The following is a 24,522-nucleotide window of genomic DNA, read 5'->3' on the forward strand; positions in this document are numbered from 1 at the left end:
CCATCAGTCTGGGATTACTGATCGAACATCCCCGTGCGACCTTCTTGCAAGTTCACCACGACCGACTTGGTCTGGGTGTAGTGGTTGAGCACTTCATGGCTGAATTCACGACCGAACCCGCTCTGTTTGTAGCCGCCGAGTGGCATGTTGGCCTTCAGATTGTAGTAGCGGTTGATCCACACCGTGCCTGTTTCAAGCTTGCGTGCCATGCGGTGCGCGCGCGCGATATCGCGGGTCCAGATACCGCCGGCGAGGCCGTAATTGGTATCGTTCGCCACCTTCATCATTTCGTCTTCGTCCTTCCAGCTAATCACGCTGGTAACCGGGCCGAAGATCTCTTCACGCGCAATACGCATCGAGTTGTTGACGTTGGTAAAGACCGTCGGGCTGATGAAGTGCCCATCGGCAAGATTGCCGTTACGGCTGCCGCCGGTCAGAACGGTGGCGCCTTCTTCGGTAGCCAACTGGAGATAGCTCTCGACCTTGTCCATTTGCATCTTCGACGCCTGCGCGCCGAGTTGGGTCGCAAAGTCCAGCGGATCACCCTGACGAATGCCTTCGAGCGCTACCTTGAACTTCGCAAGAAACTCGTCCTGGATCGATTCGTGCAGAAACAGGCGCGAGCCAGCCAGGCAAACTTCGCCTTTGTTGAGCACGGTCGACATCGTGGCGCTTTCGACCGCGGCATCGATATCAGCATCCCCACAAACGATGTGCGCGGACTTACCGCCCAGTTCGAGCGTCTGCGGGATGATATTGGCGGATGCATACTGCATGACCCGGCGGGCCGTCGCCACCGACCCGGTGAAGGCGACCTTACGGACGTCCTCATGAGTCACGAGCGCCTCACCGACATCAGGACCGTAGCCGGTGACCACGTTGACTACCCCAGGGGGCAGAAGATCGGCCATTTCCACGAAGAATTCGATCACCGAAAGGCAGACCGTCTCGGCGGGTTTAAGCACAACCGTGTTACCCGAAGCGAGCGCGGGCGCGATTTTGCAGGCCATCATCAGCATCGGCACGTTCCACGGAATAATCTGGGCGCACACGCCCAGCGGCTCGCGGTGAACGATGCCGACAGCATCGGGAAAGTCCAACGTCTGGCCGTGAAGGCCATAGGCCGCGCCGGCAAACAGCTCGAACTGGCCGATGGCCTGGGGCATGTCGAAATGCATCGATTCGCGGATTGGCTTGCCATTGTTGAGGGTCTCAAGCGTGGCATAATGCTGATGGCGCGCCTTGAGCCGACGCGCGACCTCGATCAAAATTTCCTGACGTTCGGCTGGCGAACTGTCCGCCCACTTCGGAAAGGCAGCCTTAGCCGCGGCCACTGCACGCTGAATATCCTTAGCATTGCCGGCCTGGATTTTGGTCAACACCGCCCCGGTGGCAGGGTTAATCAGGTCGATCGTCTTTCCGCTATCACTGGAAATCCACTCGCCGCCGATAAAGTGACCGTATTCGCTCTTAATTCCGTACTCGTTGGTACCACTTTTCAACTGTGTAGCCATTGCATCTCTCCTAAGATTTCATCCAACTTCGATCAAAAGGTCGCTCACCGGAAACACTCTGCAGGCTAGGGCGAAGCCCGCTGCGCGCTCGGTCTCCGAAATCTTCGCCGCGCTCATCTTACCGGTCGTGTAATCTCCGCCGACCACCCTGACCCTGCAAATTCCGCACCCGCCGCCGCGGCAACCAACGCCGATATCGCTCGATCCGCATCGCTCCATGGCAAGCAAGATCCGCTCGTCCTCACCGCAGCTGAACTCTCCGCCGCCGACAATCCGGATCCTGTGCAGCCCGGTTGTCATGCTATTCCTTCCCGGCGGCCTTTGCAGCCGCTTTCGGCGCAAAGGACTGTCCGCCGACCGCGAAATGCCCGGGCGGCATTTCGCGCAAGATAATGCGAACGGATTCACGCGGCGCCCCAATCGAAGTGATGGCAGCATCGGTCAGGGCTTGGATAAGCCGTTCTTTGTCGTCCGGCGATCTACCCTCGAGCATGTTGACCTCGATGATTGGCATTTACGCCTCCACCTGAAACATGACCGAGCCAAGCCCCTGAATCGTCGTGCGGACGGTTTGACCGGGCGCGAGATTGGGAGCGGCGGTGATGCCACCTGCCATGACGATGTCGCCTGCTGAGAATTCTTCTCCGCCTTCAGCGACAAGTCGCGCCGCTGCGACCAACGACCGCAAGGGATGGCCGAGAATAGCTGCAGTCGAACCGACCTCGATCACATGGCCGTCGATTTCGAGAATAACCCCGAGGTTCGAGAAATCCTTGGCCGGATCGTTCCATTGTCCGATCACAAGGCCAGAGGACGAGGTGTTGTCAGCAATAACATCAGACAAAGCGAACTTGAAGTTCTCGTACCGGCTATCAATGATCTCCATTGCCGGAGCAATCGCTTCGACCGCCGCCAGCGCCTCCATCGCTGTGACCTTTCCGGAAAGCGGCGCCTTCATAAGAAAGGCCACTTCCGGTTCAACCCGTGGGTGAACGAAACGTGCGCGAGACATCGACGCGCCTTCCTCGATCAGCATCGCGTCGGTCAGGCGGCCCCATGCCACCTCGTCGACTCCGACCTGCAGCATCTTGGCCCGGCTCGTCAGACCCATCTTGACTCCGATTCGGCGTTCACCGCGGCTGAGGCGACGATCGACCGACAGCTTCTGCACCAAATAGGCATCTGCCACGCTCAGGTCGGGGTCGGTATGCGTCAGTTGGGGTGTTGCGCGCGCATGAAGCGCCGCGCTGTCCAGTGTTTCCGCGTAACGTTCAATCTTGTCCATTGCCATCGCCTATGCTGCCCGCGCGGAAACGAGATCGAGCGCAACATCGACAATCATGTCTTCCTGCCCGCCAACCATACGCCGTTTACCCAGTTCGATCAGAATTTCGCGGGTGTCGAGGCCGTATTGTTCGGCCGCCTTTTCCGCGTGACGAAGGAAGCTTGAATAGACCCCGGCATAACCCAGGCTCAGCGTCTCGCGGTCGACCCGCACCGGGCGATCCTGAAGTGGACGGACCAGATCTTCCGCTGCGTCCATTAGTGCCATCACGTCGCATCCATGGTTCCAGCCCTTTCGGTCGGCCGCAGCAACGAACACTTCGAGCGGGGCGTTGCCCGCCCCTGCCCCCATACCTGCAAGGCTGGCATCGATCCGTACTGCGCCTTCCTGAGCGGCAACGATCGAATTCGCGACACCGAGCGACAAATTGTGGTGGGCATGCATGCCGCGCTGGGTTTCTGGCTTGAGAACGCGGTCGTAAGCCCGCAGCCGATCGCGCACACCGTCCATGTCGAGCGCGCCGCCGCTGTCGGTCACATAAACACAGTGCGCGCCGTAGCTTTCCATAAGCAAGGCCTGCTGGGCCAGCGCCTCGGCGTCGATCATGTGGCTCATCATCAGAAAGCCCGATACATCCATACCAAGATCGCGGGCGATACCGATGTGCTGCTTGGCAACGTCTGCTTCGGTGCAATGGGTTGCGACTCGTACCGAGCGAACACCCAATGCGTAAGCGCGGCGAAGCTCTTCGACAGTGCCGATGCCGGGCACCAGCAGTGTGGTCAACACCGCCCGTTTGATCACGTCAGCTGCCGCCTCGATCCACTCCCAGTCAGTGTGGCAGCCAAAGCCATAATTGAAAGACGTGCCGTTAAGACCATCGCCGTGTGAGACTTCGATGGCGTCGACACCGGCATCGTCCAGGGCCTTGGCGATCGTGCGGACGCTGTCGGTGCCGTACATGTGGAGGATGGCGTGCATCCCGTCACGCAGGGTGACGTCCTGGATGTAAAGCTTGCCGGTTTCAGGGTTGAAGGTCATGCTGCCACCTTTTCTAGGTTCTGCAGTGCAAGCCGCTCGCCGGCCGCCTTGGCCGCAGCGGTCATAATGTCGAGGTTGCCGGAATATTTGGGCAGGTAGTCGCCCGCCCCCTCTACCTCGAGGAAAACACTGGTTTTGAGACCGGCGAACTCGCCATAACCAGGGATTTCGAGGGGCCGGTTCGAGCCGAACCGTTCGAACTGCACTTCCTGCTTGAGGCGATAGCCGGGGACGTATGACTGGACGGTCTGCACCATGTCCTGCACCGACTGGCGGATAAGATCCTCGTCAACCTGATCGGTCAACGTGAAGATCGTATCGCGCATGATCATCGGCGGTTCAGCCGGATTGAGGATGATAATCGCGCGTCCGCGGCCCGCGCCGCCGACGACCTCGATCGCCTTTGCTGTGGTCCGGGTAAATTCGTCGATATTGGCGCGGGTGCCCGGCCCTGCCGAACGCGATGATACCGATGCGACAATTTCTGCGTAATGGACAGGACTCACGCGCGATACGGCGGCAACGATCGGGATGGTTGCCTGGCCTCCGCAGGTGACCATGTTCACGTTGCGGACGCTGCTGTCGAGCACATTTCCTACCGGGGGCACGAAAAACGGCCCTAAAGCAGCAGGCGTCAGGTCAACGACCAGCTTGCCGTCCTGCTGCAGCGCGGCATCATGCACTTTGTGGGCGTAAGCCGAGGTTGCATCGAAGACGATTCCGATCTCCGGATAAACCGGCAGCTTGCGCAGCCCGTCCATCCCTTCATGGGTGGTCGTCACACCGCGCTCGCGGGCCATCGCCAGCCCTTCCGATGCTGGGTCGATGCCGACCACCGCAGCGAGTTCGAGCACATCCGAACCCTTGAGCATCTTGATCATCAGGTCAGTACCAATATTGCCTGAGCCGATGATCGCACATTTCATCTTGGGCATACGCTTGCCTTTCATCAAATCTTCAGTTGCCGTCCGCGGCGAATTCTGCGCGAACTGTTCCAACTCCGTTGATTCTCGCCTCGACGACATCGCCGCGTTTTACCCCGGCCATCGGGCCGAGCGCACCGGACAGGATCACATCGCCTTCGAGTAGCGGCCGGCCGACCCGCGCCATGACCCGCGCCAGCCACAACGATGCGGTGATCGGGCTGCCCAAGCAGGCGATACCAGCGCCGACCGAAATGGGTTCGCCCTTGATCTCCATCACCATTCCGCATTCACGCAGATCGAGCCCATCGAGCTTGCGCGGAACCGCGCCCAGCACGAACAGCCCGCTCGAGGCGTTATCGGCCACGGTGTCCCAGATGCGGATGTCCCAGTTGGCCACCCGGCTGTCGACGATCTCGATCGCCGGCACGACATATTCAACCGCGCGGATCATTTCTGCGGTCGTCAGATCGGGATGCGGCAGGTCGCGACCGATGACAATCGCGATCTCGGCTTCGACCTTGGGCTGAATCACCTGATCAAGCGAAACCGGTATGCCTTCAGGCACGTCCATGTCGGCAAACAGCATGCCGTAATCGGGCTGGTCGACGCCAAGCTGCCGCTGGACCGCAAGCGAAGTGAGGCCGATCTTGCGGCCTACCAGTCTTCGTCCGCTGTCGACATAGTGCCGGGTATTGACCTCCTGCACGGCATAGGCAGCATCAACCCCGCCCGCCGAAATGAGATCGCGAACTGGCGCCACGGGTGTTCCGCTTGTCGCAGCTCCACGCAGCATTTCGGCGGCTTGTTGAATGACCCGAGGGTCTATCGTGGTTTCCATGGTCATAATCTCAGAGCTTCACGCAAATGTTTGCGGTTTCGGTGTAGAATTCGAGGCTGTGGACACCGCCCTCCCGGCCGATCCCGGAATGGCCAGACCCGCCAAACGCCGTGCGCAGATCGCGCAGGAACCAGCAATTGACCCAGCACACACCGACCTGCATCGCCGCTGCCACCCGGTGCGCGCGCGAAAGGTTTTCGGTCCACACGGTCGCGCACAATCCGTAGTCGGTGTTATTGGCCAGCGCGATAACCTCGTCTTCGGAGTCGAACGGGATTACCCCGCAGCACGGACCGAAGATTTCCTCGCGCATCACCGTGGCGTCGTGCGCAAGTCCGGTCCACAGCGTCGGCTCCACGTAGAAGCCGCGCGCCTGATCGCCATCGACTTTCGGAACGCCGCCGCCGGTGACAACCGTCGCCCCTTCTTCGACCGCTTTCGCGTAATAGCCGAGCACCTTATCGCGGTGCTCTGCGCTGCTCAGTGGCCCAAGGTAGGCCGGATCCTCTATGGCACCGGGCTTGAATGCCTGCGCCGCCAGCGTCATCCGCCGGACGAACTCATCAAACAGCGGCCGCTCAACATAGACCCTCTCTGTGCCGAGACAGACCTGCCCGGTGTTGAGGAAGACCGAGCGTGACAGGCCCTCTATCGCCTTGTCGAGATCAGCGTCGGCGAAGACGATCGCCGCGTTCTTGCCGCCGAGCTCGAAAGAAACGTCGCGGACCCCGACTGCAGCCTTTTGCATGATCGCCTGCCCGGTTCCGGTCTCGCCGGTAAAAGTGATCGCATCGACATCCTTGTTGGAGGTCAGAAACTCGCCTGCCGAGCCGCCGCCGAAACCATGGACGACGTTGTAGACGCCTTCGGGCATCCCGACCGCGTTCATGACTTCGCCCAGAAGCGCTGCTGTTCGGGGGGTTTCCTCCGAAGGCTTGACTACCACTGTGTTTCCGCAGGCTAGCGCCGGTCCGACCTTCCAGGTCATTAGCAGCAACGGGAAGTTCCACGGGCAGATCACCGCGATCACGCCCTTGGGCTTGCGCACGGCATAATTGATCGCCTGCCCACCATCGGGCGTCGGTGTGGTGAAGGATTCACCTGGCATCGTCGCGATAACGTCGGCGAACATGCGGAAATTCGCCGCGCCGCGAGGAATGTCGATGTGCGAAGCGACGTGACGGGGCTTGCCGGTATCGGCCACCTCGGCATCGAGAAAATCATCCGCACGACGCTCGATTTCGGCGGCTACCGCGACGATCAACTTGACCCTCTCGGCAGTCGTCATCTTTCCCCACGGTCCGTTGAGCGCCGCGCTCGCCGCCGCGACTGCATCGGCGACATCGGCTTCGCTTGCCTCATGAACCGTGCCGATCGTTTGTCCGGTTGCAGGATTGACGTTGTCAAAGGTCTTTCCCTGGCTGCCCTTGCGAAAGGAGCCCCCAATGAAATTGAGTATGGTGTCGGTTACAGGTCGAGGCGGATTGGTAGTCATTTGATTTCTATCGCTCCAATGTATTGAGGCACCAGCCGCTCACTGTTTCTCTGCGCCGATCGCGGAGAGGCCAGCATTGGCGCAGGCAATGTCGAGTTCTTCAGATCCACCAGAGACGCCAATTGCGCCGGCGAATTCGCCGTCGATCACGATCGGCAGCCCTCCTCCAAACATCACGATCCCCGGCTGAACGGTTATCCCGATGCTCAGCGCCGGATTGCCCGAAACCATCTGGTACACTTCAGGGGTCGAAACCCTGAAGCTGGCGGCAGTGTAGGCTTTGTCTTGGGCGATCCGCGACGAGGGAAAAGGTGCGCCGCTCGCGCGCAGTAAGGCCACCAGTTCACCCCCTCCCCCAATGACGGCGGCAACGACCGGGCAACCGGCTTCCTCACCCTTGGCGACGGCGGTCGAAACCGCTTGTGCGGCCAAGCCGTGTCCGATTGTCCGGATTGTCACCAAGCAGTCCACGGTCAAGTGTTTACCGTCATGAAGCGGTCGGTTAGCGCCTTCTCGTAATAGAAAATCGCCTTGCCCGCGTTTTCCGCCTGCCACGTACGGCGCGGGTTGTCGGGGTAGTAGAAATAGCCTCCGCTAAACGTCTCATTGCGGTTGCCGGACGGGTCGAAGAAATAGATCGTTTGGCCCCGCGTGATGCCGTGGCGCGTCGGCCCGATATCAAGCGAAACATTGTAGCGGCTTATAATGTCGGCCGCATTTCCAACATCGTGCCAAGATTCGAGATTGAACGAAGTGTGGTGAATCCGACCGTCTTCTGGATAGCTCAGGAAGGCGACATCATGGGCTTTGTTGCTGCATGACAAGAAGATGCCGAGACGTGCCCCGGTACTTTCGTCGACCAATTCCTCGGTTACCGAGAAGTCCAGAACTTCCACAAAAATCTTGGCGCTCGCCGAGATGTCCACGCCGTTGAGCGCGCAGTGATCAAAGCGGGTTGCCCGCATGCCGCGCGGTTCGGCTATCCAGACATCAGGATTGCGGACCGCCGGTCCGGTTTCGGACAGCTCCATTTCTGCGTATAGGTCAAACACATGCGCGGTCGGCGTGTTAAAGCGGATTTTGCGTCCGACTCCCGGATCTTCGCCAGCGGGAATGACCTCGACGTTCACACCCGCGTCGAGCAGGCGTTCGGCAAAATGATCAAGATCGGAGTCTTTCGCGACCTTGAACGCCATCCGGTCAAGCCCAGCGGTATCGGCTTCGCGCAAGATAATGCTGTGGCGGTCGAATTCGTCGAACGCCTGAAAGAAGGCACGCCCATCCTCGAAGCTGACGAGATTGAGACCAATCCGGTCACGGTAATGAACAATAGCCTCGTCGAGATCGAGGACCCGCAGTTGCACGTATCCTGGGCGGAGTACACCGGTCACAGCCATTTCAGTTCTCCTTGTATGCGTCAGCCTTTGAGGCCGTTGGTGAAAAACTCAGACACAATTCGGTTAAAGCTGGCCATGCGCTCAATCTGAACCCAGTGCCCGCATTCGCCGAAAACGTTCAAGTCGACACGAGGCAAAAGACTGGCCAAGCGAACGCTCGCCTCCAGCGGGATGACCTGGTCGAACAGGCCATGCAGCACCAACATTTCGTGCTGCAGTGCAGCAATGTCTTCTTCGCGGCTTGCCAGCATTGCGATATTGCCTTGACGGTCCGCGCCACCAAAGGTCGCATGGTAAGGTTCATGCGCACCCGGACGGATGCTTGCTTCATATCGTGACTTGACCAGATCGTCGGTCAACCTGCTATGATCCCAAGCCAGGTATTTGAGCGAGGAGCGCATGGCCTCGACGGAAGGTTCGTAGCCCCAAACTTCCTGGAGCGCGGGCGTGATCGGGAAGTTAAGACCGGCCGGTCCCATCAGCACCGCCCGCTCGACTCGATCCGGATGAGCGATCATGAACGCAAGGGTAATGCCGCCGCCGAACGAATTGCCGACCATCGACACCTTGTCGAGGCCAAGACCGTCAAGCAGGGTCGCCAACTGATCGACCCAGATCTGCTTGTTCTCAATGCGGCCCTTGGAATCGGAATAACCGAACCCGAACATGTCGGGCGCAATGACGCGAAAGCTCTTCGCAAATTCGGGAAGGTTTAGCCGCCAATTGGCCCAGGCCGTGACGCCCGGACCCGAACCATGGACAAATAGGACAGGATCCCCTTCTCCCAAATCATGGTAGTTCGTAACACTGCCACCGACCACCAGCGACTTGCCGATCTCGGGGCGTGCGACTTCATTTGTTGCGGCGTCCATGGCTCTCCCAATCATGTATTATCCGCCTCCGGCCCAGGGCATTGCCCGTTATACCGACGGCGATGCCCTAGCGTGGGGCGCTTCAAGCGATTTCGCTTGTTATTGCACTAAACAGAACGCGTTTGCAATTGGGGAATATATTCTGCAGTCAGCTGCCTGCGAGAATTATCCCGCGCAGACTCAGGCCAAACCCTCAGCTTTGAGCGCCGCGGCCACAGCAGGACGCTGCGCGATCTTGCCGGCATAAGCGCCGAGCGCGGGGTATGCAGACATATCGATGCCCACATATCCGGGCCATCCAAGCATCACGAACAGGTAGATGTCGGCAACGCTGAACGAATCGCTGGCGTAATGATCCCGCCCGGTCAGTTCCTTGTCGAGCGCGGCAAGGTGGTTCTTGACCGCCACTGCGGCCGCTGCCTTGGCTTCATCGGACGTTCCGGGAGCAAACAAGGGCACAAAAGCCTTGTGGAATTCTGAGCCGAGGAAACTGAGGCGACTCAACAACTGGTAACGCGCGAGGCTGCCCTCGGCTGGCGCCAGGCCAGCTGCGGAGCCCTGATCGGCGATATAGAGCAGGATGGCCGGGTTCTCTGTCAGGGTATCGCCGTTGTCGAGGATCAAAGCCGGGACCTTGCCGGATGGATTGACGGACAGAAAATCGTCCCCTGCCTCGGTTTTGCGGGTTGCGAGATCGACCTTGACCGACTCGAAATCCGCGCCGGCTTCGAGCAGGGCAATATGCGGCGCAAGCGAACAGGCACCCGGACTGATGAACAACTGCATTCTGTTTCTCCTCTTATGTCTTATCGGCTTAAATTTGCCGTTGGAAATCCTGGCCTTCAGATCGGCGTTGCCAGCAGGGTCGCGATCCGATGGGTGTCGTAGACGCACGTCCGGCTCACCAACTTTGCCGTGCCGTCCGTAATCAGAAAACGGTCGACATACTTCCCGGCATTATAGATGCGCGTTTCACCGTCGTTGCGGGTTTGCAGTACGGCATAGCTGGCCTCCGCCGTCACCGTGTTCCCGTCGCTCCCGGTCACCACTGCCCGAGAGATTAGATGACGACTGAAATGTTCTGGGAATACGTTGGCATGGCGCAGGGCCACCACCCGATCAACCAGCATCCCCTTGCTATCGCAATACATCACTGCGGCAGGCAGCCCATTGTCGACATTCTCGCGCGCAATCACCTGATAGAGGCAATCTTCAACAAAGAACTCGGGCCACTCTTCAAGGCGTCCGTCATCGAGGCATAGACCGTAAGCGGCGTTCAGGGAATCGACCAGACCTTGTAGAACGGGATCGGCGATCGTCATGCCGGCCTCTCCACTGTCGAAGAAGACAAGGCATCACCCATCAATTCCAGATACCCTTTCCAGAATCCACGCACGGCGTTCTCATCCATGCCCATCGGCGCGTAATATTCGCGCACATCGTCGCCACCCATTTCGATGAAATTATACTTGCCTTCCGCCCCGATGGTCCCTTGCTGGCAAAGCTCGACCGCTTCGCCGTCCTCCATCGATATCAGGCCGGAAGGCCCAACGAGGTTCAGGTTGCGCAGGCGGTGCCGCGTAGTTTCCTCATTATCGTCGGCATATCCAAAGTAGGTCCAGACCAGCTCTGTCTTGTCAGGGCCATGCGTCACGATCTGGCGGGTCGCCAGCGTGTTCTGGATTTGCTGCAACACCACGTTGGGGAACAGCGACTGGATGTGCAGCCCCACATCGTCGTCAATTTCGGGCCGGAATTGCAACAGTCTTTCATCCTGCAATTTCGTGGCCCCTTGCATCTCCCGATTGGCTTCGTCGCCGAACGACGTGTAATCGATGTCGCCCTTGGGCTTGGACACGGTAAAGACGTTATGGAAGCCCTGCTCGGCAAGTTCCCCCGAGCTGTCCTGGCTTTGGCGGTAAATGCCGAAGGTCGGGTAGAACAGATGCAGCAAGGCGCCGTGATAGCTGTCCCGGCTGTTTTCGGAATAGAGCTTCCAATTGCCGGACATGTACTGCCGCGCGTAGCCCAACACTTTGATCGGGCGATGGAAAACCCGGTCGATATATTTGCGCATTACGGGGCCGAGGAAATCCTCAAGCGCCTCCATCTCGGACGAAAACGTACCGAAAATCATGCCCTTGTAGCTCTCAACCCGCAACTTTTCGAGCGAGTGATTGGCCGGATTGAAATCCTTATCATACCCGCCGACGCCCTTCATGCCACGCCGGAACGGCACGCCAACCAGTGTCCCTTCGGAATCGTAAGCCCACTGGTGATAGACGCAGACAAAAGCACCATCGGCCTGATTACCGCGCAGCGAGCGGCACACCGTCGCCCCCTTGTGTGCGCAGCGGTTGACCCAGGCGAAAACCTTGTCCTCTTGACCGCGCACCAGTACCACGGGTGTTTCACCGACGTGGCTCGTTCGAAAATCGCCAGCATTGGGAATTTCGGCCTCCAGCCCCAGATAGCACCAGGTACGGCCCTTGAAGACGTTGCTCTGTTCCGCAGCGAAGATCTCCGGATCGTGATAGACCTTGTAGTCGATCGCCGTGGGGATTGATCGCTGGGCCTCAACCCGTACGTGAGAATTCATGCCATCTCTCCTTCAAATCCCTGCCCAGATGCGAGCTTCCCACAAGTGCGCATCGCACTGAGCATCATCGCCGCGTCCGCCTTGCCTGAACCGACGATGTCGTAGGCTGTGCCATGGGCGACCGACATGTGTAGATAGGGCGGCCCCATCAAGATTACGCAGTTGCCCGAAAATCCCCAGGTCTTGACAGCAATATGGCCCTGATCGTGGAACATCGCGAGGACCATGTCGTAGCGGCCCTCGATGCACTGGCGAAAGACTGAATCCGGCGCGACCGGTCCTTCGACGGCAATCCCCATGGCCTTGGCCCGCTCGACACCCGGCGCAATGGCCAGCCGCTCCTCATCGCCCATCGCGTGCGGATTGAGCCCGGCAACCGCAATGCGCGGCTTGGCAATGCCCCACGACTGCATGGCATCATTCACCTGACCGATGGCCTTGGCCACCAGATCAGCAGAAATGACATCGATCACCTGACGCAAGGACATATGATCGGTCAGATGCGCGACCCGCAAGGGGCCGGTCAGCAAAACGAGATAGCTCTCGCCGGGCGTGGGGCTGATAACCTTGTCAAGCTTACCGGCCATCTTTAGCGAACCGGTACTGATCGGTCCCATGATCGTCGCCGCAAAGGATCTGTCCCGCGCCAGCGCATCAAGCTCATCAAGCCACTGCGCCGTCGCGTGCCCCGCCGCCTCGGTGTCTTCGCCCAGCGGCAGAACCCCGGCAGGCAAGGCACCGGTATCGATCACGTCGATCACGCCCGGATCGTCACTGGGCGTCTCGAGTGACTTCATGGCACGCACTCGCGCTTTGACCCCAGTCATGTCGATGGCCCGTTCGACGACCGCAGACGACCCGACCAGAACCGGGACCGACACTTCGTGAACCTGCCCGCTTGCGATCGCCTTGACCGCAACCTGCGGACCGATCCCGGCAGGGTCGCCGATCATCGTTCCAACGACCGGCCGTGTGCCAAGCGAACCCATCGCCCGGTCAGATACTGTAAACATCGAGCATGGTGTTGGCGACGTCGTTGATTACGATCGTCTTCTTGCGCTTGATCACAAAGGAATTGCCCGCTGGCGCAAGGTCGTAGTGCCCGGATCCGCTGTAAACGGTGACATCTCCTTCAAGCACCGAAGTGACGGTCCATGAGGTTCGCACCTGCAAACCAGCAGCGGTGTCATCGACCGATAGCAGCGTGAACATATGCTGCGTCCGCGGAGCAGGCGTACTGGATGAAGACCGGCCGGTCCGGATGCGGAACACGCGATCTTCCAGCCCGCCCCGGTTATGATAATAGATCAGCGAGATTTCACGCTTCGGATCGGCGGTCAGGCGTTCGCTATCATCCCAGGCCGGGACCCAATATTCAGCATCGTCGTCGTAGAGCGCCAACCAGGAATCCCAGTCCTTGTCGTCGAGCGTTTGCGCTTCCCGACCCAGAAAGCGGCACACTGACAGCCATTTTGCATCCATGTCAGTCACGAAATCGGTTCCTTGTCCCCAAAGGCCATCAGTTCAGCGCTTTCGCGGTCGATCGCCGAATTCATGCGCTTCACCCATTCATCATGGATCGCGACATAAAGGCCTTCGTCGGCCACGGCGGGACTGCTGAGGACGGCGTCCACACCTAGTCCTGCACCGAAATGTCCAGCGTTTTTCTCCCACCTGGGAGCGCCGCGCGACATATCGTTCATCCGGCCTTCGCCGGCAGCGAAAGAGATCTGGCAATTGTTGAACTCGGTCAGGTCATCGGGCGTCGCCATGCCGCTGGCGTTGAAGAAGTCTTCATACTGCCGAATCCGCAAGGCCCGGGCCTCAGCACTCTCACCAACAGGCGCGATGCAATAGGTCGTGACTTCCGTTTCATCGACCGAAATCGGATGAATGATTCTGATCTGGCTGCTGGTCTGGTCCATCAGGAACACATTTGGGAAAAGCTGGAGGTTGCGGATCCGCTTGTTCATCCACAATGCCTTCTCCTCTCCACAATTGGCGGTCAGCCAGTCGATCCACTCAAAATTCGGACGATCTCTAAAATTCGCAAAGTCAGCCCACAGGACCGTATGGCCATTCTTGAAAGAGAACGACCCCCCATCCTGTCGATTGAAATTGGCAAAATCGATAGCCTTGGTATCGTTCTTCGATTCACCCAGAACACGCCGCTGAACGGTCATGAAGTAGTTGGCGTGAACAGTGCTGACGTGGTATCCGTCCAGACCGTTTTCAACCTGCATCTTCCAGTTGCCCCGATAACGATATCGGGTCGCGCCAGGGATTACCTCAAGCTCTCCGGTCTGGGATTGATCGACAAGCAGGTCGATGAACGTTTTCGACCCTGCAAGATAATCTTCAAGCGGCAAGACGTCGTCGGAAAGGCTCGCGAATATGAAACCGCGATAGCTTTCAAGGCGCGCAATTTGCGGCAGACCAAAATCAGCCTTGTCGAATCCAGGCGCATAGCCACCAGCCGCCTCTTCCGTGACGTCCAGCAAATCGCCTGCCGATGAATAGGTCCATCCATGAAACGGGCACATGAAATTCTTTTTATTTCCGGCCTTTTCACGGCAGACGCGCGCGCCCCGATGGGCACAGGCATTGATCATGCCACGAAGGCTCCCGGCCTTGTCTCGCGTAATAAGGACAGGCACCCTGCCGATTTTTGTTGTGATGAAATCGTTGGGCTTAGCGACCTGACTTTCATGCGCAACGAACACCCAGTTGCGTTCGAAAACGTACTTTACCTCAAGCTCAAACATTTCGGGGTCGGTAAAAGCTGCGCGATCTACCTGAAAGATGCCGCGCGTTTCATCCTTGGCCAGCCAGGATTGCAGCCGCCCCCGCAGGACCTGCAGGTTGGCAATACGCCCCACCAGTTGTTTTTTCGCGTTCACTACCTGTCTCTCCCGCATCGTCCTCTTGGCCCGGCGTCGCTTTTGCGATCACTTGGTCCCGCTGCCATTGCAAATACCGGTCGCTGAACTGTTTCCGGCACTCCAATAACCTATCAGCGAATCGACTAGCCAATCGCAGACAGCCGAGTCATAACACTAAAATTATTCTGTGCAACGTATTGCACCCTGCGAAACATTCAGCTAGAAAATTTTCGAATCTGGTAGCCGAGGCCGCATGTTTAGCGTCGTCGAGCATGCGGGACTCAGCGCCAAAAGGCGGCAATTTTGGGAGAATTCAGTCAATGTCATCGGTCACCGAACTTGGATATCTGGGCATGTCCGTGACAGATCTCGATGCGTGGCGAGCCTACGCAACCGAGGTTGCCGGAATGGAAGTCGTCGACGAAGGTGAGGGCGATCGGATCTATCTCCGCATGGATCTATGGCATCATCGCATTGTACTGCACAAAGGCGACACTGACGATCTGGCCTACATGGGCTGGCGGCTTGGTGATCCGACCGAGTTCGAGGCAATGGTTGAAAAGCTGACCAGCGCCGGGGTGGCAGTGACTGTGGCGAGCGATGCCGAGGCCCGCGAGCGTCGCGTACTAGGCCTGGCCAAGCTGACCGATCCCGGCGGAAACCCCACCGAAATCTTCTACGGCCCGCAAGTGGATGCCCACAGGCCTTTCCATCCGGGACGCGCCATGTTCGGCAAGTTCGTCACAGGGTCGGAAGGGATCGGTCACTGCATCCTGCGCCAAGACGATGTCGAAGCCGCAGCCGCGTTTTACCGCCTGTTGGGGCTGCGCGGATCGGTTGAATACCAGTTGCACCTGCCCAACGGCATGGTTGCCATGCCGTACTTCATGCATTGCAATGAACGGCAGCACTCGGTCGCCTTCGGCCTCGGCCCGATGGAAAAGCGCATCAACCATCTGATGTTTGAATATACCGAACTGGACGACCTCGGGCTCGCTCATGACATCGTGCGCGAGCGGCAGATTGATGTCGCGCTTCAGCTCGGCAAGCATGCCAACGATTTGGCCCTCACCTTCTACTGCGCCAACCCTTCTGGCTGGTTGTGGGAATTTGGTTGGGGTGCTCGCAAGGCGCCCGCCCAGCAGGAATTCTACACCCGCGACATTTTCGGTCACGGCAATGAGGCCCAGGGGTACGGCATGGATATTCCTCTCCAGTAAGCCGCCCCCAGAATCGCTGTTATATCAAATACATCAAAGGATTACGAAGCGCGATGACAAGTAAGGTGCGTCTTTGCCCGGTTGCTGACGTCAAGGATGGCGAACCGGTCGGCGTGTTTGTGGAGCAACTGCCGGCGCTGGCTGTCTACAACGTCGATGGTGACATCTTCGTGACCGACAACATGTGCACCCATGGAAACGCAATGCTGACTGATGGGTACCAAGATGGCGGCATCATCGAATGCCCTTTTCATGGTGGATCGTTCGATATCGCCACTGGGGCGGCGAAGGCCTTTCCATGTCAGGTTCCGGTCAAGACCTACCCCGTCACGATCGACGACGAGTGGGTTTGCATCGATCAACCAGACGGAGTTGCCTGAGATGGATCTCGCCATCTTCGAGCGCCTTCGCTTGCAGCATCTCGCAACCGAACTCAACGCCATCCACGCCGAGTGGATAGATGATGATCGACTTGAGGAATGGCCAGAGCTGTTCACGGACGATTGCATTTACAAGATTATTGCGCGCGAGAACCATGAGCGCAATCTGAGCCTCTCGGCGATATTCTGTGATAGCAAAGGCATGCTGGTCGACCGCATCATATCGCTGCGCAAAGCAAATATCTTTCCGGTGCACAGCTATCGGCATATTCTTGGGCCTACTCGCATCGTGTCAGAACACGAGTTAAAAATCACGGCACAAACAAATTACACCGTATTCATGACGCGAGCGGACGGCCGTACGGAAATATACAATTCCGGCAAATACATCGACGAAATAGACTGCAGCGGAGAAAGACCGCGCTTTACATCGAAAGTCGCTGTATTTGACACGAATGTCATAGATACAATGATGGTCCGCCCAATCTAAGAAAATTGTGAGATTTTACTTATGACAGAAACGGCGCTTAGGGTTAGTCAAAATTCTGATGCATCGAAGGTCGCGGGGTACCGTGTGCCCTATCGCGTATTCACCGATCCGGAATTTTATCGGCGAGAGCAGGAGAACATCTTCCAGGGGGAAACCTGGTCTTTCGTTGCCCTGGAAGCTGAAGTGGGCGAACCAGGAGACTTCAAGTCGACTTTCGTCGGTGAGACCCCGGTCATAGTGACCCGTGCCATTGATGGTAAAGTGCATGCCGTGGTCAATCGTTGCGCGCACCGCGGTGCACTGGTTTGCCGCGAAGTGCGCGGCAACCGCCCCAATCTGGAATGCATATACCATCAGTGGGCCTATGATTTGGAAGGCAATCTGATTGGAGTCCCATTCCGCCGTGGCCTCAGGGGTCAGGGCGGTATGCCCGGTGACTTCGACATGAAGCAGCACGGCCTGAGAAAGCTCCGTGCGGAAAGCATTGGCGGCCTGGTTTTCGCCAGTTTCTCTGAAACCGTTGAGCCGCTTCGCGACTTTTTGGGGCCGATCGTGATCGAGCACATCGAGCGCATCATGTGCAAGCCTATCAAGGTGCTGGGCGACCAGCGCCAGCATGTGCACGGCAACTGGAAGCTATACGCCGAAAACACGCGCGACCCATATCACGCGAGCCTACTCCACCTGTTCCACAACACGTTCGGACTGTACCGTTCGACACAGACGGGCAAAAGCGTGATGGACGCAAGCAAGCGTCATTCGCTGCTTTATTCGATCGCTGCTAGCAACGACGATGCCGCGGATAAGCAGGCCTATGGGGATTCCCGCACCTTTGACACTGAGTTCAAGCTGCAGGACATGTCGCTCCTTAAAGGCCGGCAGGAATTCGATGACGGCATAACCCTCGTTATCCTAGCCGTGTTCCCGAACCTGGTGCTCCAGCAGATTCAGAACACCCTAGCGGTGCGCCAGATCGTAACCAAGGGGCCTGATGCCTTCGAGCTCGTCTGGACTCATTTTGGCTACGCTGATGATGATGCAGAAATGCAGGCTATCCGGCAAAAACAAACCAACCTGATCGGTCCGGCTGGGTTGATCTCCATGGAAGATGGTGAAGCTGTCGAAATCGTCCAGAGGGCCATCATCGGCGAAATGGAAGCAAAATCGTACATCGCCATGGGCGGAGGCCGTGCGGAGAATGCAGATCACCTGGTCACCGAGGGCTCAATTGTGGGATTCTGGGAAAACTACGAAAAGTTAGTGGGTTATGGAACCATGTCATGACCAAAACTATTGATTTCTATTTCGATTTCATCAGTCCGTTCAGCTACTTGGCGCAGGTGAAATTGCCGGACTTAGCCCGCCGAACTAGCTGCAAGATCGAATATTGGCCGATCGACATTCCCGAGGCAAAGATTGCCGCTGGCAACTATGGTCCGTCCAACCGCGAAGTTGCTCCCAAGATAAAGGTCCTGATGGCCGATCTGGAGCGCTGGGCGGCCAAGTACGGGGTGCCTTTGGCGTTTCCCGCGAGCTTCGCCTGCGCGGATTGGAACTGTGCAGCGCTCTACGCCCGCAGCCAAGGCCGGGCCGAAGCATTTGTTAGTGCCGCCTTCCGCCGAATCTGGGGGCTCGGGATCGATCCGCGCGATCAGAATGAGTTGCGCGGCTGTGCCGAAGACGTTGGCCTCGATGCCGATGCACTGTGTGAATTCGTCGCGTCACCCGCGGGCCATGGCGAATATCGCAAGGCGCGTACGCAAGCCTACCAGCGGGGCGTATTCGGCGCGCCGATGATGTTTGTAGATGAGCAAATATTCTGGGGCAACGATCGCCTCGATTTTCTTGAGAGTTATCTTCTTGCTTAAGCTGCAAAGTATTAAATTTGCAAAAGATTAATACGGTTGGGAGCGTCAGAGGTGTAGGGCCAGAAATATCGTCGGTCTCGACAGCATGGCGTCTGGCTGCGCGCGATGCAAAGCTACACATATGTATCGTCGTAATAACTGCTTTCGGAGAGAAGGTGTTGAGTGCAACGAACCAATATTTCCTTAACAATTTCAAGAATTCTTTTGCCCGACATTTGGCAGCGAAGTGTGGCCGCATGAGAGCCCATGCCAGCATAACCTCTGTTAAAAGACATTGAGATTTTCTGAATGAATTCCTCACAGACACTTAGTATTTACAAAAAGAGAATTATTTAAAGGGAGAGAGAAATGAATAAAAATAATTGCAAAGTTAACAGAACATTGCTCCTGGCTAGCAGCGGTTTAGCTTTGGTCGTGTCATCCGCCCCCGTTTGGGGGCAGGATGCGGCAACTGACGAAGCATCTGTTGCGCAGAGCAGTGGCGGCCTCGATGAAATTGTGGTGACCGCACGCAAACGCGAAGAAAATGCGCAGGAAACCCCGATCGCAATTACCGCGATGAGTGGGGACATGATTGAGAACCGACAGATCGCCAACGTCGCGCAGGTTGCTTCCTACGCGCCGAACGTGAATATCCAACCGGTTGGGAATATCTCCGGATCAAGCGCCTCGCTCACAGCTTTTATCCGAGGCGTTGGCCAGACCGATTTCAATATCACTGTTGACCCTGGCGTGGGCATCTATGTTGATGGCGTTTACGTATCTCGATCGGTTGGCGGACTGCTCGACATGGCCGATATCGGAAGTGTACAGATCCTTCGTGGCCCCCAGGGAACGCTTTTCGGCAAAAACACCATTGGCGGCGCGATCATTGTCAACAGCCGGGAGCCTTCCGACGAATTTGAACTCAAGCTCGAAGCCGCCACGGGTCGGTTCAACCGGGCCGACATCAAGGGCATCGTTAATATCCCCGTCAGCGACACGCTCGCTATGCGAGCGGTCGCATCCTATGAAACGCGCGACGGCTACCAGCTTCGGCTGGTTGACGGTGACCGGCAGGGCGACAAGGACAGTTTCGCGGGACGCGTAGCCTTCAAATGGGAACCCAGCGATGTTTTCACCGCGACCCTGGCAGGCGACATTAACATCCGACGCGAAGCGACCGCAGCAAGCACTCTTGTCGAGAACCGGGATTCGCCCGATCTGTTGCAGATCGTCACCACGCCAAACGGGACCTTCGCTTTCCCCAGTTCAAATTTTGGATACAACAAGCTTGGCGGCGGGGCCGGTCAGTGCGGTGCTCCCGGCGAACTTGCACCCGTCGATAATCCCAACTGTGTCTCCTCTCGCTGGGTTACCGGTGACATCGATACTACGTGGGCCGGCGGGCCCAACCAATCCGATTTCGATTTGTGGGGGGCTAACCTGACGATGGAATATGACTTGGGCAATGTAACCCTCAAGTCGATCAGCGCGTATCGCAACCAGAAATCAACCATCGAATTCGACTTTGACGCGACCCCCTTCGAGGTGTTGCAGCTCACCAACAATATCGACCTGTGGCAGGCATCGCAGGAACTTCAGCTGGTCGGAAGCATACTCGATGACAGGGTTAAATTTACCTTAGGAGGTTTTTACCTGAAAGAAAAAGGTGAGGATATCGAGCCATTGCGGTTCGGCTTCGCCAATTTTTTCAGCGGCGGCAAGATCAACAACGACAGCTACGCCGCCTTCTTGCAGGCTACTTTTGAAGTTACGGATCGTCTGTCGATAACACCTGGCATTCGCTACACTGACGAAACAAAGCGCTTCGATCCTTCGGCGCAGGTCATTACCCGCGATTTTACGGCCGGCGTACTTCCGGACTATCCCGATGGTGTGTTCATTCAGTTTGCTCGCTGCATCACCGGGCAGGATGCGCCGCAGCTCCTGCCCAATGGGTTCCCTGACCCGTCCTGCGTTCCCTCGGCAACCAATCCGGGCGGGAACCACACTCTCCCGGCGGTGGAGGTTTCCGCCAAGGCCAAGGAATGGACCCCGGCGGTATCGGCAAACTACATGTTCAGCGATGATGTCATGGGCTATGCCTCTTATTCGAAGGGCTTCAAGAACGGTGGCTTCAGCCAGCGTATCTTCCCGGGCGAACTGGTAACCCCGGCCTTCACACCTGAATTCGTCGAGTCCTACGAAATCGGCCTCAAGACCGAGTTGTTCGATCGCCGCGTGCGGCTGAATCTGGCGGTGTTCCAGTCTGATTATTCCGATATTCAGATAGTCGTCAACGAGGGGATTGCCCCCAAGGTTCGCAACGGTGGTGAAGGACGGATCAAGGGCTTTGAAATCGAGGGACAGGCTGCCCCGACCGATTGGCTGAGGATTGACTATGGCGTAGGGTACCTGGATGCCAGCTATCGCACGGTGGATCCGAGCGCGTTTCCTGTTACAGTCGACTCCAAGTTCGCTTTCGTGCCTGAGTGGACAGGAACCATTGCAGCAAACGCGACTGCATTCGACAATGAAAGTGGCAAGCTGGTAATCCGTGGTGATTGGTACCATCAGAGCGGTACTTTCAAGGATGCTGTGAACAGCCCGCAACTGTACCAACCCGCTTACAGCGTGTTTGGCGCGAACGCTTCGTACACCATCCCCGGAGATCAAATCACGATCACCGCAGGCGTCACCAATCTGACTGACGAACGGTACATCCAAGGCGGGTATGTCGATCGGGATGTTGGCGGCGTTGCATTGGCGACATATTCCCGCCCACGGGAATGGTTCCTCAAGATCGGTTATGAATATTGAAACTTACGATCAGGGGGCGGCTTCACTTGCCGCCCCCTATTGTCTCAGACGAAGAGGAAGGGTGACAGATTGATGATAAGTGCATCTTGTCTATTCGTTGAAATTTCAGAACCAACCGTAGTGGTGGCTATTCGCTCGTGAAACGGATCGTGGTTGCCATAACCGGAGCAACCGGTGCGATCTACGGGTTGCGTCTGCTGACAATGCTGAAAGACCAAGGTGGCTGGGAAACCCATCTGGTCATGTCGCAGGCCGCCTTGCTCAACATCCGCGAAGAACTTGACGATGGGCGGCGGCAATTCGAGGATGCTGCAAACGTCGTGCACAACAGCCGCAATGTAGGGGCAAGCATCGCGAGTGGTTCGTTCCTATGCGAGGGCATGGTGATCGCGCCATGCTCCATGCGGACATTAGCTGCAGTCGCCAATGGACTATCCGATAATCTGATCACACGCGCGGGGGACGTCATGCTCAAGGAGCGGCGCAAGCTGGTTCTGATGACGCGCGAAACGCCGCTCAATCTGGCGCACCTCCGCAACATGACTGCGTGCACCGAAATGGGCGCGGTGATTTTCCCCCCAGTTCCGGCGTTTTACAATCGCCCACACGACATCAACGACATCATCGATCACAGCTGCATGCGGGTGCTCGATCAATTCGGACTTCATAACAACCTGGAGGATCGCTGGCAGGGATTGACTGGCGAAAACCCCGATCCGGCATTGCCGCTCAAGAAAATCGAAAGGCAGGCATGATGGCTTGGAAGCTAACGCGAAGGGATGTTTTGGGAGCCGGAGCGCTCGGCACTGCTGCCGTGGGGCTGGGGACCCTTGCGCGGTCGAAACCGGGCAGGGGCCGCACTGTCACCCTGGTTGAGGAAAGTGGCGTGCCTGAAAGCCGCCAGTTCGCTGCCGCTCTGATCGACAGCGGCTTTGCAGGTGAAGTGATCCGCATCGACCAATCGCTCAATGGCTTGCTGCACGAACTTGAAGCAACCACCGGGACGATCATCGGGATGACATCTGACCCCGCCGCGATGATCGCAGGGCAGCTGCTGGGCGAACGCGGCGCCCATTCGCGGCATTTCTGGCAGCATCACTATACCAATGGCAGATGGCGCCATCGGATCGAAGGAGGCGCACGCCTGATTGGGAACACGACACACGCCTGGCCGGTGGCGATTGCTCACCAGTTGCAGAGCGCCATTGGAAACAGATCACCTCAAGTCTCAAACGCCTGCACTTCCGGGGCCTGCGCGTTACTTGCCAGCAGTCCTGGTATGCTGGTGTCATGGGTTTATGAATTTGAAGGGCATCAATCGTGAGCAGCATTGGTCCGCAAGGGGTTGCCGCAGCCGATTTCTCCAATGCGCTCGACGAGTTTGCAGGAGTCGTCGGAAAAGACCGCGTGTACGTCGATGAACAGCCGCTGTCGAGCTATAGGGACGCTTATTCCCCCCTCGCCGATGGTGAATTTCTGCCTTCAGCGGCCGTTGCTCCTGACGGCGTCGAACAGATTCAAAAGACCCTCAAGATCGCCAACGCCTATAAAATACCCATCTGGACAATCGGTACGGGGCGCAATTTCGCCTATGGTGGTCCCGCCCCCCGCAAGTCCGGCTACGTCATGCTCGACCTCCGGCGGATGAACCGGATTATCGAAGTCAACGAGAAATACGGGTATGCTCTTGTCGAGCCCGGTGTTTCGTACATGCAGCTTTACCGGCATCTGCGCGCGATCGGCAGCAAGCTCTGGATCGATCCCGCAGCGCCAGCATGGGGCGGCGTGATGGGCAATGCGCTAGAACATGGTGCAGGCTACACCCCTTATGGCGACCATTTCATCATGCAGTGCGGAATGGAAGTGGTGCTGGCCGACGGCGAAGTGGTACGGACCGGCCAGGGAGCACTCGCGGGATCGAAACACTGGCAGGTGACCAAGCACGCCGCCGGTCCGCAGTTCGACGGCATGTTTACCCAGTCTAATTTTGGTGTGGTCACGAAGATGGGCATCTGGCTGATGCCAGAGCCTCCCGGCTACAAGCCGTTCATGATAACCTACGAACGCGAGGAAGATCTCGAGGCGATCTTCGAGATCACCCGGCCGCTGAAGGTCAACCAGATCATCCCGAACGCCGCCGTGGCAGTCGATCTACTGTGGGAAGCATCTGCGAAGGTCACACGTCGCCATTACTTCGATGGCAAGGGCCCGCTCCCGCAGTCGGCCCGCACGCGGATCGCCTCGGACCTCAAGCTGGGGATGTGGAACTACTACGGTGCGCTCTACGGACCACCCCCTATTATCGAGAACAACTGGAAGATCGTCGAGGAAGCCTTGATGAGCATCCCCGGCGCGAAGCTGTACCTCGACCGGGAGAATGACCCTGCCTGGGATTACCGCGTGCGGCTGATGCGCGGCGAGCCGAATATGACCGAATTCAGCATTATGAACTGGATAGGTGGTGGCGGGCACGTCAATTTCTCGCCGATCTCAGCGCCAAGCGGAGCGGAAGCGCTCGCACAGTACAACATGATAAAGCGGCGCTGCCACGAATACGGTTTTGACTATATAGGGGAGTTCCTTGTCGGTTGGCGTGACATGCATCACATCCTGATGATCATGTATGACCGGGCCGACGAGGCGATGCGCACTAGAGCCTACGATCTCTTCGGTCTGTTGGTCGATGAGGCGGCAGAAATTGGGTTCGGCGAATACCGCACCCACCTCGCCTTCATGGACCAGATTGCCAAAACCTATAAGCACAACGATGGCGCATTGTGGGACCTACACCACCGCATCAAAGATGTGATGGACCCCAACGGCATTCTTTCACCGGGCAAGCAGGGCATCTGGCCCAAAGCGATGCGAGAAACATCGTGAGCGAAACGGCAGCTTGGACCCCTAAGTCAAGGA

The 24,522-nt window shown here is 57.7% G+C and carries 26 protein-coding genes; 9 read left to right on the forward strand and 17 right to left on the reverse strand.

Annotation, left to right across the window (positions count from 1 at the left end):
• Window positions 1-14: 14 nt before the first annotated feature.
• The 17 genes from CDQ92_RS19260 to CDQ92_RS19340 all read right to left on the reverse strand — a co-directional run bounded on the left by CDQ92_RS19260 (window position 15) and on the right by CDQ92_RS19340 (window position 14,867).
• Window positions 15-1,514 (reverse strand): aldehyde dehydrogenase family protein, encoded by a 1,500-nt coding sequence (locus tag CDQ92_RS19260; RefSeq protein ID WP_088443847.1) that lies wholly within the window; start codon window positions 1,512-1,514, stop codon window positions 15-17.
• An 18-nt stretch (window positions 1,515-1,532) separates the two neighbouring features.
• Window positions 1,533-1,814, reverse strand: a complete 282-nt coding sequence (locus CDQ92_RS19265) for a 2Fe-2S iron-sulfur cluster-binding protein (protein WP_088443849.1) — start codon at window positions 1,812-1,814, stop codon at window positions 1,533-1,535.
• 1 nt (window position 1,815) lies between these two features.
• Window positions 1,816-2,028 (reverse strand): 2-hydroxymuconate tautomerase, encoded by a 213-nt coding sequence (locus CDQ92_RS19270; protein ID WP_088443851.1) that lies wholly within the window; start codon window positions 2,026-2,028, stop codon window positions 1,816-1,818.
• Complete coding sequence (locus tag CDQ92_RS19275) at window positions 2,029-2,799, reverse strand: 2-keto-4-pentenoate hydratase (protein WP_088443853.1); 771 nt, start codon at window positions 2,797-2,799, stop codon at window positions 2,029-2,031.
• Window positions 2,800-2,808: 9 nt separating this feature from the next.
• Window positions 2,809-3,840, reverse strand: coding sequence for a 4-hydroxy-2-oxovalerate aldolase (gene dmpG / locus CDQ92_RS19280; RefSeq protein ID WP_088443855.1), 1,032 nt, complete (start codon window positions 3,838-3,840; stop codon window positions 2,809-2,811).
• Window positions 3,837-4,775, reverse strand: coding sequence for an acetaldehyde dehydrogenase (acetylating) (locus CDQ92_RS19285; RefSeq protein ID WP_088443924.1), 939 nt, complete (start codon window positions 4,773-4,775; stop codon window positions 3,837-3,839). The genes dmpG and CDQ92_RS19285 overlap by 4 nt, the downstream gene beginning before the upstream one ends.
• A 22-nt stretch (window positions 4,776-4,797) precedes the next feature.
• Window positions 4,798-5,610 (reverse strand): 2-keto-4-pentenoate hydratase, encoded by an 813-nt coding sequence (locus CDQ92_RS19290; RefSeq protein WP_088443857.1) that lies wholly within the window; start codon window positions 5,608-5,610, stop codon window positions 4,798-4,800.
• A gap of 4 nt (window positions 5,611-5,614) precedes the next feature.
• Window positions 5,615-7,099 (reverse strand): 2-hydroxymuconic semialdehyde dehydrogenase, encoded by a 1,485-nt coding sequence (locus tag CDQ92_RS19295; protein WP_088443859.1) that lies wholly within the window; start codon window positions 7,097-7,099, stop codon window positions 5,615-5,617.
• A 39-nt stretch (window positions 7,100-7,138) separates the two neighbouring features.
• Window positions 7,139-7,531 carry a GlcG/HbpS family heme-binding protein gene (locus CDQ92_RS19300; protein ID WP_229667638.1) on the reverse strand — a complete coding sequence of 131 codons (393 nt, stop codon included), beginning with the start codon at window positions 7,529-7,531 and terminating at the stop codon, window positions 7,139-7,141.
• A 41-nt stretch (window positions 7,532-7,572) separates the two neighbouring features.
• Window positions 7,573-8,496: a catechol 2,3-dioxygenase gene (locus tag CDQ92_RS19305; protein ID WP_088443863.1), complete on the reverse strand. Its 924-nt coding sequence runs from the start codon at window positions 8,494-8,496 to the stop codon at window positions 7,573-7,575.
• A gap of 20 nt (window positions 8,497-8,516) precedes the next feature.
• On the reverse strand, window positions 8,517-9,368 hold the full coding sequence (locus CDQ92_RS19310) for an alpha/beta fold hydrolase (protein WP_088443865.1): 852 nt from the start codon (window positions 9,366-9,368) through the stop codon (window positions 8,517-8,519).
• 180 nt (window positions 9,369-9,548) lie between these two features.
• The gene (gene gstA, locus CDQ92_RS19315; RefSeq protein WP_088443867.1) at window positions 9,549-10,154 is read right to left on the reverse strand and encodes a glutathione transferase GstA; all 606 of its coding nucleotides are present in this window, start codon (window positions 10,152-10,154) and stop codon (window positions 9,549-9,551) included.
• Window positions 10,155-10,210: 56 nt separating this feature from the next.
• Window positions 10,211-10,690, reverse strand: a complete 480-nt coding sequence (locus CDQ92_RS19320; protein ID WP_088443869.1) for an aromatic-ring-hydroxylating dioxygenase subunit beta — start codon at window positions 10,688-10,690, stop codon at window positions 10,211-10,213.
• Window positions 10,687-11,967: an aromatic ring-hydroxylating dioxygenase subunit alpha gene (locus CDQ92_RS19325; protein WP_088443870.1), complete on the reverse strand. Its 1,281-nt coding sequence runs from the start codon at window positions 11,965-11,967 to the stop codon at window positions 10,687-10,689. The genes CDQ92_RS19320 and CDQ92_RS19325 overlap by 4 nt, the downstream gene beginning before the upstream one ends.
• On the reverse strand, window positions 11,964-12,980 hold the full coding sequence (locus tag CDQ92_RS19330; protein WP_229667639.1) for a PdxA family dehydrogenase: 1,017 nt from the start codon (window positions 12,978-12,980) through the stop codon (window positions 11,964-11,966). Before CDQ92_RS19330 ends, CDQ92_RS19325 begins: the two co-directional genes overlap by 4 nt.
• Window positions 12,964-13,449 (reverse strand): aromatic-ring-hydroxylating dioxygenase subunit beta, encoded by a 486-nt coding sequence (locus tag CDQ92_RS19335; RefSeq protein ID WP_229667643.1) that lies wholly within the window; start codon window positions 13,447-13,449, stop codon window positions 12,964-12,966. The genes CDQ92_RS19330 and CDQ92_RS19335 overlap by 17 nt, the downstream gene beginning before the upstream one ends.
• Window positions 13,450-13,454: 5 nt before the next feature.
• Complete coding sequence (locus CDQ92_RS19340) at window positions 13,455-14,867, reverse strand: SRPBCC family protein (RefSeq protein ID WP_088443874.1); 1,413 nt, start codon at window positions 14,865-14,867, stop codon at window positions 13,455-13,457.
• 302 nt (window positions 14,868-15,169) lie between these two features.
• Between CDQ92_RS19340 and bphC the strand changes: the two genes are divergently transcribed.
• From bphC to CDQ92_RS19385, 9 genes are all read left to right on the forward strand, one after another.
• Window positions 15,170-16,069, forward strand: a complete 900-nt coding sequence (gene bphC, locus CDQ92_RS19345; RefSeq protein WP_088443876.1) for a biphenyl-2,3-diol 1,2-dioxygenase — start codon at window positions 15,170-15,172, stop codon at window positions 16,067-16,069.
• A gap of 53 nt (window positions 16,070-16,122) precedes the next feature.
• Window positions 16,123-16,449: a non-heme iron oxygenase ferredoxin subunit gene (locus CDQ92_RS19350; protein WP_088443878.1), complete on the forward strand. Its 327-nt coding sequence runs from the start codon at window positions 16,123-16,125 to the stop codon at window positions 16,447-16,449.
• 1 nt (window position 16,450) lies between these two features.
• Complete coding sequence (locus CDQ92_RS19355) at window positions 16,451-16,939, forward strand: aromatic-ring-hydroxylating dioxygenase subunit beta (RefSeq protein WP_088443880.1); 489 nt, start codon at window positions 16,451-16,453, stop codon at window positions 16,937-16,939.
• A gap of 21 nt (window positions 16,940-16,960) precedes the next feature.
• A complete protein-coding gene (locus CDQ92_RS19360) occupies window positions 16,961-18,223 on the forward strand; it encodes an aromatic ring-hydroxylating dioxygenase subunit alpha (RefSeq protein WP_088443882.1) in 1,263 nt (420 codons plus the stop codon).
• Window positions 18,220-18,807, forward strand: a complete 588-nt coding sequence (locus CDQ92_RS19365; protein WP_088443884.1) for a 2-hydroxychromene-2-carboxylate isomerase — start codon at window positions 18,220-18,222, stop codon at window positions 18,805-18,807. Before CDQ92_RS19360 ends, CDQ92_RS19365 begins: the two co-directional genes overlap by 4 nt.
• Window positions 18,808-19,155: 348 nt before the next feature.
• Complete coding sequence (locus tag CDQ92_RS19370) at window positions 19,156-21,609, forward strand: TonB-dependent receptor (RefSeq protein ID WP_088443886.1); 2,454 nt, start codon at window positions 19,156-19,158, stop codon at window positions 21,607-21,609.
• Window positions 21,610-21,758: 149 nt separating this feature from the next.
• Window positions 21,759-22,364, forward strand: a complete 606-nt coding sequence (locus tag CDQ92_RS19375) for a UbiX family flavin prenyltransferase (protein ID WP_272897564.1) — start codon at window positions 21,759-21,761, stop codon at window positions 22,362-22,364.
• Between the two features lie 131 nt (window positions 22,365-22,495).
• Window positions 22,496-22,933 (forward strand): hypothetical protein, encoded by a 438-nt coding sequence (locus CDQ92_RS19380; protein ID WP_229667640.1) that lies wholly within the window; start codon window positions 22,496-22,498, stop codon window positions 22,931-22,933.
• Window positions 22,930-24,489, forward strand: a complete 1,560-nt coding sequence (locus CDQ92_RS19385) for an FAD-binding oxidoreductase (protein ID WP_088443890.1) — start codon at window positions 22,930-22,932, stop codon at window positions 24,487-24,489. The genes CDQ92_RS19380 and CDQ92_RS19385 overlap by 4 nt, the downstream gene beginning before the upstream one ends.
• Window positions 24,490-24,522: the final 33 nt, after the last annotated feature.

This window comes from Sphingopyxis bauzanensis (genome assembly GCF_002205675.1).
GTDB lineage: Bacteria > Pseudomonadota > Alphaproteobacteria > Sphingomonadales > Sphingomonadaceae > Sphingopyxis > Sphingopyxis bauzanensis.

Coding starts and splice junctions, on each gene's coding strand:
- CDQ92_RS19260 (WP_088443847.1), bottom strand. CDS start 1,514: ATGGCTACACAGTTGAAAAGTGGTACCAACGAGTACGGAATTAAGAGC.
- CDQ92_RS19265 (WP_088443849.1), bottom strand. CDS start 1,814: ATGACAACCGGGCTGCACAGGATCCGGATTGTCGGCGGCGGAGAGTTC.
- CDQ92_RS19270 (WP_088443851.1), bottom strand. CDS start 2,028: ATGCCAATCATCGAGGTCAACATGCTCGAGGGTAGATCGCCGGACGAC.
- CDQ92_RS19275 (WP_088443853.1), bottom strand. CDS start 2,799: ATGGACAAGATTGAACGTTACGCGGAAACACTGGACAGCGCGGCGCTT.
- dmpG (WP_088443855.1), bottom strand. CDS start 3,840: ATGACCTTCAACCCTGAAACCGGCAAGCTTTACATCCAGGACGTCACC.
- CDQ92_RS19285 (WP_088443924.1), bottom strand. CDS start 4,775: ATGCCCAAGATGAAATGTGCGATCATCGGCTCAGGCAATATTGGTACT.
- CDQ92_RS19290 (WP_088443857.1), bottom strand. CDS start 5,610: ATGACCATGGAAACCACGATAGACCCTCGGGTCATTCAACAAGCCGCC.
- CDQ92_RS19295 (WP_088443859.1), bottom strand. CDS start 7,099: ATGACTACCAATCCGCCTCGACCTGTAACCGACACCATACTCAATTTC.
- CDQ92_RS19305 (WP_088443863.1), bottom strand. CDS start 8,496: ATGGCTGTGACCGGTGTACTCCGCCCAGGATACGTGCAACTGCGGGTC.
- CDQ92_RS19310 (WP_088443865.1), bottom strand. CDS start 9,368: ATGGACGCCGCAACAAATGAAGTCGCACGCCCCGAGATCGGCAAGTCG.
- gstA (WP_088443867.1), bottom strand. CDS start 10,154: ATGCAGTTGTTCATCAGTCCGGGTGCCTGTTCGCTTGCGCCGCATATT.
- CDQ92_RS19320 (WP_088443869.1), bottom strand. CDS start 10,690: ATGACGATCGCCGATCCCGTTCTACAAGGTCTGGTCGATTCCCTGAAC.
- CDQ92_RS19325 (WP_088443870.1), bottom strand. CDS start 11,967: ATGAATTCTCACGTACGGGTTGAGGCCCAGCGATCAATCCCCACGGCG.
- CDQ92_RS19330 (WP_229667639.1), bottom strand. CDS start 12,980: ATGTTTACAGTATCTGACCGGGCGATGGGTTCGCTTGGCACACGGCCG.
- CDQ92_RS19335 (WP_229667643.1), bottom strand. CDS start 13,449: ATGGATGCAAAATGGCTGTCAGTGTGCCGCTTTCTGGGTCGGGAAGCG.
- bphC (WP_088443876.1), top strand. CDS start 15,170: ATGTCATCGGTCACCGAACTTGGATATCTGGGCATGTCCGTGACAGAT.
- CDQ92_RS19350 (WP_088443878.1), top strand. CDS start 16,123: ATGACAAGTAAGGTGCGTCTTTGCCCGGTTGCTGACGTCAAGGATGGC.
- CDQ92_RS19355 (WP_088443880.1), top strand. CDS start 16,451: ATGGATCTCGCCATCTTCGAGCGCCTTCGCTTGCAGCATCTCGCAACC.
- CDQ92_RS19360 (WP_088443882.1), top strand. CDS start 16,961: ATGACAGAAACGGCGCTTAGGGTTAGTCAAAATTCTGATGCATCGAAG.
- CDQ92_RS19365 (WP_088443884.1), top strand. CDS start 18,220: ATGACCAAAACTATTGATTTCTATTTCGATTTCATCAGTCCGTTCAGC.
- CDQ92_RS19370 (WP_088443886.1), top strand. CDS start 19,156: ATGAATAAAAATAATTGCAAAGTTAACAGAACATTGCTCCTGGCTAGC.